The sequence below is a fragment of the Sinorhizobium sp. BG8 genome, assembly GCF_016864555.1.
Lineage (GTDB): Bacteria > Pseudomonadota > Alphaproteobacteria > Rhizobiales > Rhizobiaceae > BG8.
The window spans coordinates 1585539-1596941 of sequence record NZ_CP044011.1 but is presented as its reverse complement, the minus strand read 5'-3'; the positions used below and the strand labels follow the sequence as shown (position 1 = coordinate 1596941).

10 protein-coding genes are annotated in these 11403 nt (G+C 63.3%); 2 read left to right on the top strand and 8 right to left on the bottom strand.

Annotated features, from left to right (window positions below):
* Positions 1–388 precede the first annotated feature (388 nt).
* Positions 389–1537 carry an alpha/beta fold hydrolase gene (locus F3Y30_RS07385; protein ID WP_203425827.1) on the top strand — a complete coding sequence of 383 codons (1149 nt, stop codon included), beginning with the start codon at positions 389–391 and terminating at the stop codon, positions 1535–1537.
* Positions 1538–1647: 110 nt separating this feature from the next.
* On the opposite strand, the gene F3Y30_RS07380 is transcribed toward F3Y30_RS07385, so the two are convergent.
* Genes F3Y30_RS07380 through F3Y30_RS07350 form a run of 7 tightly spaced genes read right to left on the bottom strand, consistent with a single transcriptional unit; the run spans position 1648 to position 7179 of the window.
* Entirely contained in the window at positions 1648–4743 is a 3096-nt protein-coding gene (locus F3Y30_RS07380; RefSeq protein ID WP_203425826.1) for a proton-conducting transporter membrane subunit, read from the bottom strand.
* Entirely contained in the window at positions 4737–5105 is a 369-nt protein-coding gene (locus F3Y30_RS07375; protein ID WP_203425825.1) for a sodium:proton antiporter, read from the bottom strand. The genes F3Y30_RS07380 and F3Y30_RS07375 overlap by 7 nt, the downstream gene beginning before the upstream one ends.
* Before the next feature lie 19 nt (positions 5106–5124).
* The gene (gene mbhE, locus F3Y30_RS07370) at positions 5125–5823 is read right to left on the bottom strand and encodes a hydrogen gas-evolving membrane-bound hydrogenase subunit E (protein WP_203425824.1); all 699 of its coding nucleotides are present in this window, start codon (positions 5821–5823) and stop codon (positions 5125–5127) included.
* A complete protein-coding gene (gene mnhG, locus F3Y30_RS07365; RefSeq protein WP_203425823.1) occupies positions 5820–6164 on the bottom strand; it encodes a monovalent cation/H(+) antiporter subunit G in 345 nt (114 codons plus the stop codon). The genes mbhE and mnhG overlap by 4 nt, the downstream gene beginning before the upstream one ends.
* A complete protein-coding gene (locus F3Y30_RS07360; RefSeq protein WP_246752900.1) occupies positions 6079–6408 on the bottom strand; it encodes a hydrogenase subunit MbhD domain-containing protein in 330 nt (109 codons plus the stop codon). The genes mnhG and F3Y30_RS07360 overlap by 86 nt, the downstream gene beginning before the upstream one ends.
* Positions 6409–6413: 5 nt before the next feature.
* Positions 6414–6674 carry a monovalent cation/H+ antiporter complex subunit F gene (locus tag F3Y30_RS07355; RefSeq protein WP_203425822.1) on the bottom strand — a complete coding sequence of 87 codons (261 nt, stop codon included), beginning with the start codon at positions 6672–6674 and terminating at the stop codon, positions 6414–6416.
* The gene (locus tag F3Y30_RS07350; RefSeq protein ID WP_203425821.1) at positions 6667–7179 is read right to left on the bottom strand and encodes a Na+/H+ antiporter subunit E; all 513 of its coding nucleotides are present in this window, start codon (positions 7177–7179) and stop codon (positions 6667–6669) included. The genes F3Y30_RS07355 and F3Y30_RS07350 overlap by 8 nt, the downstream gene beginning before the upstream one ends.
* A gap of 562 nt (positions 7180–7741) precedes the next feature.
* Here F3Y30_RS07350 and F3Y30_RS07345 point away from each other — a divergent pair.
* Positions 7742–9466 carry a hypothetical protein gene (locus F3Y30_RS07345; protein WP_203425820.1) on the top strand — a complete coding sequence of 575 codons (1725 nt, stop codon included), beginning with the start codon at positions 7742–7744 and terminating at the stop codon, positions 9464–9466.
* Positions 9467–9509: 43 nt separating this feature from the next.
* Here the strand turns inward: F3Y30_RS07345 and F3Y30_RS07340 are convergent, their stop codons facing one another.
* Positions 9510–11345 (bottom strand): SLC13 family permease, encoded by a 1836-nt coding sequence (locus F3Y30_RS07340; protein ID WP_203425819.1) that lies wholly within the window; start codon positions 11343–11345, stop codon positions 9510–9512.
* Positions 11346–11403: the final 58 nt, after the last annotated feature.

Here is an 11403-nt window from a genome sequence, read left to right as displayed (position 1 = left end):
GGAGTTCGGAAACGTCGCGCTCACGTCGAGACTATAGTGCGGTTCAAGACGCGATGTGATCAGCATAGAATCCCGCAATCAGGCAAAGCGTCCGGAATTTCTCAGTCAACAGCTGCAAGAGCTCTTCTTATAGCGAATTGAAACGCTGGACTTTTCCGGATTGAACCAGCCCATTCTTCCTCGGCAGCGGAAGCTTCGGCGGTTTATCTTTCTCAAGGTCTGCAGAGGGCCCAGAACTACGGGAGAATTCGCGCATTCTGCGTGGCGGCAAGAACACACTCGCCTCGTCCCCGGCGCGAAAGTCGGGCAAAAGCAAAGCGGAGAGGTTGTCTGCAACATGGTTTGCCGTTCATAGATTGGCGGCGCGTGCAGGAATCCGAGCTTGGTCATGTCTCCACTGCGAATGTGTGTATTTCTGATCATGCTCACGTGCCTTGCCGGCTGTGGCGGACCCCGTGCAACGCTCGGCCTACCCGTGGCCTCGAATGCAGCCGAGCCTGCGGCGATCGTTCCGATCTATGTCGCGACCACACGCATGCGCTCCGACAATCTTTCCCTGCCCTATTCGGCCGGACGGTCACCGACGCTCAACTTCGCGAAGTTCGACATCGGCATACCCAAGACCCACGTGCCCGGCCACGTGGAAAAGACAGGCCGCGTCCCCGATCCGGCGCGCCATTTCACGGCAGTGACCTACCAGCAGATCAAGGACAGGGAGCGGTTCATTGCCGCGCTCAATGCGGCGCTTGCGCAGCGCGCGCCGGAGAACCAGGAAATCTTCATCTTCGTTCACGGCTACAACAACAACTTCGCCGACAGTATCTTCCGCAACGCCCAAATTACCTATGACTACAACATCAAGTCGGTCTCGCTTCACTATGCCTGGCCCTCGGGCGGAGCAATTCCGCTCTACGTCTTCGACCGCGACAGCGCCCTCGTTGCACGCAGAGGCCTTGCCGAGACCCTCGAGATCGCCGCGCGGACGAAGGCGCGGCGGATCGTGCTCGTCGGGCATTCGATGGGTGCCTATGTCGTGACGGAGGCGCTACGCGACCTCGCCATCACCGGCCGCCGCTGGGTTCTGGACCGACTGGGCGGCGTGGTTCTCGCTGCACCCGATATCGACGTCGACGTCTTCCAGACGCAGGTGGAGGACATGGGACAGATTCCACGACCTTTCACGATCATCGTCTCGCGGCGCGACCGCGCGCTCGGCATTTCCAGGCGGCTGGCGGGCGGTCATCCGCGGGTCGGCAGCGGTTCCGACATCGCCATGCTGCAGGCCAAGGAGATTGCGGTCATCGATGCCTCGGACCTCGACGGCGGCCGGCACAACGTCTTTGCCAGCTCGCAGACCATGATCGACGTGGTGAACAACAACGAGTTGATGCGTAGCGTCCTTGCGGACGATCAGATCCCGGCGAGCCAGACCATGCTCGCCGACGGTACGTCGGTGATCGAGGGTGCGGCATCGCTGGTGATCTTCCTGCCGGCGCGAATTATCGGCGGCGTGGCGAGTGCGGTGGTTGCACGGTGATCCCTCCCTCGGGAACGCCGATCGGCCGGCCGTGATGCCAGAATGGCCGATTTCATCGAAGAAGCACTAAGCAAGTCGGCGGGATTGTTTCCATCCGGCGCGGAAGGATCCTAGTTGCGGAGGAGGCCGAAAACGTCGAGCGCATAGAGGGCGATGACGTAGTAGAGCACCTGCAGCGCATAGGTCTGGCCGTTCCCGGTGTAGACCCTCCGGGCCAATCCCGCCGCGCCCAGGACAAGATCGCAGACGCCGGCCCAGAGCCAGTTGGCAAGCGGCGTGACGAGCGGCGCAAGAACGGAGCGGTGGAACGCATAGAAGTGCGAGACCCCCGTGGGCAGCGACGCCCCCCTCCCCATCTTGTAGGCGAGCAGGAACAGCACGAGAAGAACTGCGGCGGCAGCGGCGGCAGCCCCCATGACCGGAATGGGGTTCCAGTAGCCATAGATGGTTTCCAGGGACATGCCCTGCCACACCAGCGTGGAGGCGAAAAATGGATCGATCGCGGCCGATACGGGATCCATGACCAGCTTGGGATAAAAGGAAAGGACCAGGATTCCGGCAAGCAGAACGTATTGCGGCAGGAGCAACGCAAGCGGCGCCTCGCGAATGCTGCCCTGCGGAATTTGCGGCGGACCGAGGAAGACGGCGTAGCCGAGGCGGAACATGTAGAGAAAGCCTATGAAGGTCGCGAGCACGGTGAGGACCGCGAGCGCGAGCCAGCCCTTGTCCACCATGGCGCTGAGGAGAAGCCACTTGCCGCCGAAACCCGCCAGTGGCGGCAGCCCCGACATCGAGACAAGTGCCACGATGGAGGCAGCGAAGGTGAACGGCATCTTCGCTCCGAGGCCGCCCGTCCGGTCGAGCAGTCTTGTGCCGGTGCGCAGGATCACGCCGGCGACGGCAAGGAAAAGGATGCCCTTCACCATCAGATGGTTTGCGACGAGATAGAGGGCCGTCACCCAGCCGAGATGGCTCATGAGCGCGATTGCCGTGACGATGTAGCCGATCTGGCTCATGCTCGAATAGGCGAGCAAGCGCTTCACGTCAGTCTGCTGAAGAGCCATCACGGCACCGCCGATCGTCGTCAGGACGCCGATCCACCCCATCACGTGGGCCATCGAAAGCCCGGCTTCAGATCGGATGGCAAGGTACGTGACCATGAACAGGCCGAACACAGCCACCTTGCTGATGACGGCGGAGAGCATCGCTGACATGTCGTCGTCGGCCTCCGCATAGGCTCCCGGCAGCCAGACGTGGAAGCCCACGGCCCCCGCCTTGATCAGGAAACCCACGGCCAGCAGCACGAAAGCCGGCACGGCGGCGCGGCCGGCGGTCTCGAGCGCTGCGAGCTCGGTTGTGCCGTTCGCGCTTGCGGCGAGAGCGAAGCCCGCCACCAGACAATAGGCCGAGGCGAGCGAAAACAGCAGGAACGGCAGGGTATGGGACTCGGCGTTGCGACCCTGCGCGATCAGGAAATAGGAGGAGAGGGTTATCATCTCCCAGTGGAAGAAGAATTCGAGGCTGGTTGAGGCTTGCAGCAGGCTGGCGATGGACAGGAGCAAGACCGTCATCAACGCATGGAAGCCCGGGCGCGCGTCCTCGCGATAGAGTCCGGCAAAGCCGACGACCAGTCCGCCGGCAAGCAGGGTGGCCGCGAAGAGCTCGTTGATGCCTGTCGTGTCGCGAACGATCCACCAGCCGGCAAGGCCAACCGACAGCAGCATGAGGACAGATTTAGCCTGCCCGGGAAGCCGGTCGAAGAGGAAGATGGCGGCGCCGATGCCAAGCGGTATGACGAGCGGGAGCGACACGGTGCCGGAGAGGTTCGCCATGACGTAGCCGCTTGCAAAGAGGAGCGCTGCAGCGGTCATGGCCGGCACAAGCCGGCCCGGCTCTGCCGGGATCGTAGCCTGCGTGCCGGGGGAGCCCCTCGCCATCCTGAACCAGCGGAACATGTAGGCGGCTTCGAGCAGCGAGCCGATCAGGATCACGGCGACCCAGACGAACTGCTGCCCTGCTGTCGCCCGCATGACGAGTTCCCACTTCGCCCAAAAGCCCGGAAAAGGCGGCAGGCCGGCAATCGACACGAGGAGCATGGCCAGGACTGAAAGCACCCAACGATTGCCGGCGACAGCGGCCCAACCGTTAATCTCGTCGCGCTCGACGATGCCAGCCAGCCAGAACAGGCCGGCCTTGGCAAAGAGGTGGTTGATGAACAGGCCGCCAACGACGAGCGGCAGGGCCTGGTTGGCGCCAAGCTGGGTCAGCAGAGAAAGGGCAAACATCAGGAGCCCCATCTGCGCGATCGAGGAATAGCCGAGCATTCTCTGGACGCTGGTTTGCCGGAGGCCAATCAGGTTGGAGAAGAGGAAGGTAACTCCTCCCGACAAGGCGAGGATGCCGAGGTGGTCCGTAAAGAGCGGCAGCAGCTTGAAGAGCGCGAAAAACACGCCAGCGGACACGCCGACAGAGACGAGTGCGGCAAGACCGCCACTCGCGTTCTCGTAGACGTCGAGCCCCCAGCCATTGGCCGGGAACGGCTTCAGCTCGAGTATCAGGCAGGCGAGCACGAAAAGCAGCGCCGTCGTGCCGATGGGGCCCGTGATCAGCGTCCGGTTCGCAATCATCTCGTCGATATTGAGCGTGCCGGTGACGTGGTAAAGAAGGCCGGCGCCGAGCAGGAAGAAGGACGAGGCGATCACCGTCGCCATGATGTACTTGAAGCTCGCTGCGAGCGCCGATGGCTTCCTTTCGAACCCGAGAAGACCGTAGGTACCGATCGACATGATCTCGAGGAATACGAACTGGTTGAACAGATCGCGGGTCATCACCATGCCGTTGATGCCCATGACCAGGATCAGGTAGAGCAGCAGAGCCGGATAGCTCGTGCGCAACCGGTCCCACTGGTGCCAGGCCCCGAGGAGCGCGACGACATTGACGCAGAGGGAGAAGAAACCCTCCCAGCGGCCGAAGCGCAGATTGATCGAGAACGGCGGCATGCTGCCTGCGGTAAAAATCTCGATGGTCGGCCCGCCATGCAGGAGCCGCCACAGGCAGACCGCGGAAATCGCCGTCATCCCCGCAAGCGCCACCACGAAACCGACGGCCGGCAACGGCTTGGCGATACGGTAGAGCAACGGGATGAGAAAGCCGCCGCCAAGGCCGAGGAGGAAGATGTTCAGCGGCTGGAGCAGGCCTTCTACCATTTCGACTCCGTCAGTGCGTCGATCGAGAGGGTCTTCCTCGTCTCGTGTAGGCGGATCGCGAAGGAGAGCATGATCGCGGTCACCGAGAAGCCGATGACGATCGCCGTCACCACCAGCGCCGAAGGAATGGGATCGACCGCACGCCGCACGGCATCGGCCTTCTCGAGAGCCTCGTCGATGATCGGCGCCGTTCCGCCGGTGACGTAGCCCGTAGCGACCAGGACGATGTGCATGCCGGTATCGATCAGCGAGAAGCCGATGATGATCCGCAGGATGTTGCGATGCTTGAGAATGCCCCAGAAGCCGATCAGCACGAGTGTGAAGCCGGTGGCGAGAAGGATGTGCGAAATTGGCAGTTCCATGGTGCCCCTCCCCTGCTGGTCAACTGCGGAACCGGTCGATAATGACGCTCAATTCGGCGCCGACCTTGATCCCGAGCAGGGCAGATATGATCGGAATGGCGCCCGCGCTGACGAACGCCCCGAACTCGCCGCGCGGCAGGATGTGGCTGTCGAGAAAGCCACCGGCGAGAATGATGCCCAGTATGCCGATGGAAACGTAGACAACACCCGCGAGCGATTCCGTGATGCTGAGAAACCCGTGGTGGACCCGCCCGTCCGGATAGGCGAGCATGAACAGCATGACGCCGGAGGCCACGATCGCCCCGCCCTGGAAGCCCCCGCCTGCCGAAAGATGTCCGTGCATGATGACATAGGCACCGAACAGGAAGATAAGCGGAAGCACCACCTCCGCGCCGTTGCGCACCAGTTCGCTCGGTCGACGTGCCTGGTCGGCTTTCCCTTCCTGCCCGGGCCGCCTGTCGTCCGGCTTGCCCGCAAGGAGGACGCCGACGCTCGCCGCCACCATGAAAAGCACGGCGACTTCTCCAAGCGTATCGAAACCGCGCAACGTGATCAGAATGCCGGTCACCACGTTCGGGGCTCCGAGATCCGCCGGAACCTGCGTCAGATAGTGGATTGCCAGGGGCGACAGGGTCTGGCGTTCGCCATAGCCGGCGACCAGCCCGAAGAAGATGGCAGCGAACACCGCGACCGCGAAGAGGTTGAGAAGGCGGCTCATCGGCGCTTCTCCCGGGAGGCGGTCCTGTCCCTGTCGGCGAGGGCGTCCGCTACCGTGGACCGCGCCATGGGCGTACGGATCATGTAGGCTGCCCGCGACAGCGCATGCGAGGACAGTGGATTGGTCATCAGGACGAAATAGGCGATTATGAGCAGCTTAAGCGCCCAGTCGGGATGGATGATGCCGAGTCCCGCGAGAACCAGAATGTTGCCGAGGGTGGAGGCCTTCGTGCCGGCCTGTATGCGCGTATAGACATCAGGCATGCGCAGCAGACCCAGCCCTGCGGAAAACAGGAAGAACGCGCCGACGAGGACGACGATGCTTCCGATCAGCTCGGTCATGCGTCGCTCCCCCGCCGCTTGTCTTGCGGATCGCATAGAGGAAGATCAGCGTGGCGAGGCCGGAGCCGATGGCAGCCTCCGCCATCGCGACATCGGGAGCGGCGAGAAGGACATAGGAGGCCGCTGCAAACAGGCTCGCCAGCCCGGCGCTGATCATCGCGGCCATGAGGTTGTCGAGCACGACCGCGAGCACGCCGCTCACCAGAATGCTGCCACAGACCAACAGGATCAGCAGTTCCAGCATGGCGGTTACGGTCCCTTTTCCAGGAAGCGGGCGATGGCGAGAACCGCGAGGAAGCTCAGGAGCCCGTAGACGAGCGCGACGTCGATATAGACGAAGCGACCCGACACATGAGCGTAGAGCGCGATCAGCGAGATCGTGACGACCGTCAGCATGTCGATTGCGACCACGCGGTCGATGACGGTCCTGCCGATGATCAGCCGAACGACACCGAGCACGATGCTAAGGAAAATCAGGACGACGGCGATCTGAAGGATTGTCTCAGCCAAAAACCGCCCCCAGATGTTCTTCGAACGGGCCGACGATCATCGGGGTCGCCTTATCCGGGTCGATGGTCTTGACGTCGAGCCAATGAATGAAGAGCGCGTCGCCATCGATGTCCATCACAAGGGAGCCCGGCGTAAGGGCGATGGAGTTGGCCAGCGCCAGCCGGCCGATGGGCGACTTGAGCCGCACCCTGACCTTCACGATGCCGGGGCGAATGTCGATGCGCGGGGCATAGACGTAGCGCAGCATGTTGATGTTCGCCTTCACCAGCTCGACGAAGAACACGCCCGTGTAGGCGAGGAAGTGAAAGACCTTGCGTGGCGTGGCCTCGATCCGCCACACGTCACCCCGGCGAATGAAGATGAAAGACAGGGCCAGCGAGACGAGAGTACCGGTCACAACGACCGGCAGTGCGATCGATGAGTTGATGATCAGCCACACGGCAAGCAGGAAGATCCATAGCAGGAAGAAGCCTTGCGGCAGCCCGGATGCACGTCGCTCATTCATTCCGTGGTTTTCTGTCATCCGCGAAGGCTCTCGAAAGCTGACATGGTAATTGGGCGGGCAATCACGGCAGGCAAAGCGTATCTTAGCATCGTGTTCGCGAGGCTGTGATCGGCACTGAATCCAGAAACTATGCTCCGGGTCCGATAAGCGGTTGCGGCGCCGTGCTTTTACGCGCCGGGTCGGCTCGAAACGGACAACAACTCTTGACCGGCGTTGAAAACGGAGAAATCAATCGCTCGTGGTGTCGACCAGCCGGACGGACGTCGGCCGCGGTCGCATCGACGGCGCACTCGCCGGATTGGATCGGCCCGCAGCAGCCTCGATGGCACCTGCTGGCTCGGTCGGGAACCCGATGAAAGCGCTCGTCGCAAGATTGCATACGGCGCTTCGGGGTTCGGACCGGATCCGGCCGATTGCGATGGCAGAGGTACAACGGCATGAGCACAGACGCCTCGATTGCCCACTCCGGAACAGGATGGTCCGTTGCGATCCAGTTTCCGTCTCGCCAAGCTCCTCGATTGCCCAAGCGGACCGCAACCGGACCCGAACGGACGCCGAGCCGATGAACGAGAAAGCCCCCGACGCCGGATATGTCATCCCCGTCGCATCCAGCATTGCAAGCTTTCAGCCGCTCAGCGCAGCCGAAGCGAAGATCGTCGCGCATCTGAAACTCGGAGATTTTGACCGGCTGGGTGACGGCCTGCGCCCGGAGACGGAGGATGCGGAGCGCACGGTGCGCGCGGAACTCCTGCGCTTCCTCATGCTCGGAAGCGACGACTACAGATCCCACGAGAAGGGCCTGAGGCTCAGCGGCGCCTGGGTGACCGGCATTCTCGACCTCGAGGGATGCAGGATACCCCGCGACATAGGCCTCAAGGATTGCCGGTTCGACTCCCCTCCGATCCTGCGTTCCGCCATTATCGACAACTTGTTTCTCGACGGCTCGGCGCTGCCTGGCTTGCAGGCCGATCGGCTGGAAGCCCGTGGCTGCATCTCGATACGCGGAGCGACCGTGAACGGGGAGATCCGTCTCGCCGGCGCTCGGTCGGGCGGCAGCATAGAGGCCGACGGGGTCTCGATCATCTCTCCCAACAGCATTGCGATCGACGCCGCCGGACTGGAAGCGCGCGGCGGCTTCTTGCTGCGCGGCGCCGACGTGCGGGGAGGCATCAACCTCTCGTCAGCACGGCTCGGAGGAGACGTGAACGCTGTCGGCGCACGCATCGAACGGCCCGGCGAGGTCGCTCTCAACGGCGACGGGATCGTGGCCGGAGGCGACCTGGCGATGAGGGGCGCGACGATCAAAGGCGAAACGCGCCTGCTCGGCGCGCGTTTCGGGGGAGACGTCGATTGCACCTCTTCGACGCTTTCACAAGCCGACGGCTATGCGCTCAGGCTCGACCGGGCGACGATAGACGGCGCCTTCTTCCTCAGGCAGGAGGCGTCGATTACGGGGACGCTCGACCTGACGGCCACCTCGATCGGCGCGATCGACGACGACCAGGCAAGCTGGCCCAAGGCCGGCGACCTGCTCCTGAATCGTTGCCAGTACGGCGCATTCATCGGCGGGCCGGTCGATGCGGCCAGCCGGATCGACTGGCTTTCCCGCCTGACACCGGAGCGGTGGAAAGCGGATTTCTGGCCGCAGCCCTACGAGCAGCTTTCGATGGTGCTTCGAGAGATGGGCCACAACGAGGATGCGCGCGCCGTCCTGATCGCGAAGGAACGGCTGCAGCGGCGGGCGCGACGGGCGCGGGCGCGCAACCCTCTGCTGCGCGCCGTACTGGCGGCGAGCGACGGCATCCTCGCGGTGACGTTGCGCTACGGGCGCCAGCCTCTCCTTGCGCTGCTGTGGCTCCTGCTCTTCTGGGTGGTGGGCGTGGTGGTCTTCGCCGTTGCCGAACGCAACGGCGCCATCAAGCCCAACAGCCCGGTGGTGCTTCGCTCGCTCGAGTGGACGACGTGCGCACTGGAACAGACCGAGAGCCGGTACATGCCCTCGACGGGGCAAACCGTGCCCGGGCGAGCAGCGGCGGGGCAAAACCAGCTCTCCTGCTTCCGCGATCAGCCGGAAGCGTCCAGTTATCCCGAGTTCAATTCGGTCATGTACTCGCTGGATGTGCTTTTGCCGGTGCTGGCGATCGGGCAAAAGGAATACTGGCGGCCTGATCCTTCCAAGCCCAACGGATCCTTCACCCTCAATTACTATTTCTTCCAGTCCGTCGTCGGCTGGGCATTGAGCCTGCTCGCGGTCGCCGGGTTCTCGGGTCTCGTCAAGTCCAATTGAACGATGTCTCCGGAAACCGGCACCGGTCTTGGAGGACCTATCTTCAGAAACGCCAGATCAGCGGCACGATGAAGACGGAGACGACGAAGAACCAGATCAGCAGCGGCAACCCAAGCTTCCAGTAGTCGCTGAAGGCGTAGCCGCCCGGACCCATCACCATCAGGTTCGTGGGCGTCGCGATCGGCGTCAGGAACGCGGCCGCTGCAGCGACAGCCGTACTCATGAGAACCGGACGCGGCGACACGCCCATGGCGGTCGCAGCCGCCACACCGATCGGAATGACGATGAGGGCAGTCGCCGTGTTGCTTATGAGCTGCCCCAATATGGCCGTGAGGATGAAAAGCCCGGCAAGCAGCGCGACGGGCCCCGCATCGCCGACGAGGTTCACGAGGTGCTCCGCCATCAGCTTTGCGGCTCCGGTTTCCACCATCGCGGTCGACAACGGCATCATCGCGCCGACCAGGATCACGGTCGTCCAGCCGATCGCGCGATAGGACTGCTCGACACTCATGATCCCGGTCAGGATGATCGCACCGGCAGCGAGAAGGCCCGCCACCGCGGGCGGAACGATACCCGTCGCCAGGAGCAGCACCATCCCGAGCAGGATAGCCACGGCCTGGCGTGCACCCGGCCCCATCGGAACCGCCTGACGACGGACGAGCTCAGGCGAATTGACGACCAGCACATCGGGATCATCCAGGTGAACATCAAGGGCTTTCCATGTTCCCTGGAGCAGCATGGTATCGCCCGCCTGCAGCACGACGCCGCCAGCCACCTGTGTCGCTTGGCGAGCCGTTATTTCCGTTCCTGCGCGCTGCACGGCCAGCACGATGAGGTCGCCGCTTTCGGTCACCATACCGGGGAAGACGGTCTCGCCAATGAGTCCCGAGCGCGGCGGAATGACGACCTCAGCGAGCCCTGAACTGCGGTTGAACAGCGTATCCTGTCCCTGGCTGGACTCCGCCTTGTCGCGAAAGGCGAGATGCATAGTGGCGGCAAAGGCGGCGGCGGCTTCCGCTTCGCCGCGCACCAGAAAATGGTCCCCTTCCGCGACCTGCTGCCGGCGCAACGGCCCGGCGGTATCGCCTTCCTGGATGGAAACGAGCTGCAGCCCGGGATATGCCGCAAGATCGACCTCGGCCGGTGGCTTGCCCACATAGGGCGAGCTTGCCCGCACGCGCATCTGGTATACGCCGCTCGCAAGGCCGTATTGCTCGACGAGCGTCTTGGCGTGGTGGCTGAAATCGGCAGGCATCGTCGCGCCGTTGCGTTCGGGCAGGAGCTGCTTGCCGAAGAGGATGATGATCGCCATCGTCCCTGCCAAGAGCGGCACGCCCACGAGCGCGAACTCGAAGAAATTGAACCCGCCGACGCCGGCATCGATCCCCGCATCCGAAACCAGCACGTTTACCGGCGTTCCCGTCAATGCGAGCATGGAACCGGCATGGGCGGAGAAGACGAGAGGCATCAGCAGTTGCGAGGAATTCCGCCTCAGCCGGACGGCGATGACCACCACCACGGGCAGCAGCGCCGCAACAGCGCCATTGACGCTGATCAGAGCCGTGAGCAGCGCGACCAGAGACATCGTCAACAACAGCAGGCGCGTGCGGCTTTCCTCGCCCGCGCCGCGGATCAGGAGCTGGCCGGCCCAGGCGGTCACGCCGGTGACCTCAAGCCCTGTGCTCATGACGAAGAGCGAGGCAATGAAGATGACCGCCGGGTCGCCGAAGCCGCCGAGCGCCTGGCCCAGCGTCAGGACGCCGGTCGCCCACAATGCCAACGAGGTCAGCATGGCGACAATGACGACCGGCACCTTGTTCGTTACGAACAGGACGACGGCGACGACGATGATGATGGCTATGTAGGCTATCGGACTCAATCGCTCTGCTCCTTCATCTAGCCCTGTTCAATCCGCCCGGATCACTCGACCGTGTACT

What these genes read in the sequence shown, in the direction of transcription:
- F3Y30_RS07385 (WP_203425827.1), top strand. Translation starts at nt 389, where the DNA reads ATGTCTCCACTGCGAATGTGTGTATTTCTGATCATGCTCACGTGCCTT.
- F3Y30_RS07380 (WP_203425826.1), bottom strand. Translation starts at nt 4,743, where the DNA reads ATGGTAGAAGGCCTGCTCCAGCCGCTGAACATCTTCCTCCTCGGCCTT.
- F3Y30_RS07375 (WP_203425825.1), bottom strand. Translation starts at nt 5,105, where the DNA reads ATGGAACTGCCAATTTCGCACATCCTTCTCGCCACCGGCTTCACACTC.
- mbhE (WP_203425824.1), bottom strand. Translation starts at nt 5,823, where the DNA reads ATGAGCCGCCTTCTCAACCTCTTCGCGGTCGCGGTGTTCGCTGCCATC.
- mnhG (WP_203425823.1), bottom strand. Translation starts at nt 6,164, where the DNA reads ATGACCGAGCTGATCGGAAGCATCGTCGTCCTCGTCGGCGCGTTCTTC.
- F3Y30_RS07360 (WP_246752900.1), bottom strand. Translation starts at nt 6,408, where the DNA reads ATGCTGGAACTGCTGATCCTGTTGGTCTGTGGCAGCATTCTGGTGAGC.
- F3Y30_RS07350 (WP_203425821.1), bottom strand. Translation starts at nt 7,179, where the DNA reads ATGAATGAGCGACGTGCATCCGGGCTGCCGCAAGGCTTCTTCCTGCTA.
- F3Y30_RS07345 (WP_203425820.1), top strand. Translation starts at nt 7,742, where the DNA reads ATGAACGAGAAAGCCCCCGACGCCGGATATGTCATCCCCGTCGCATCC.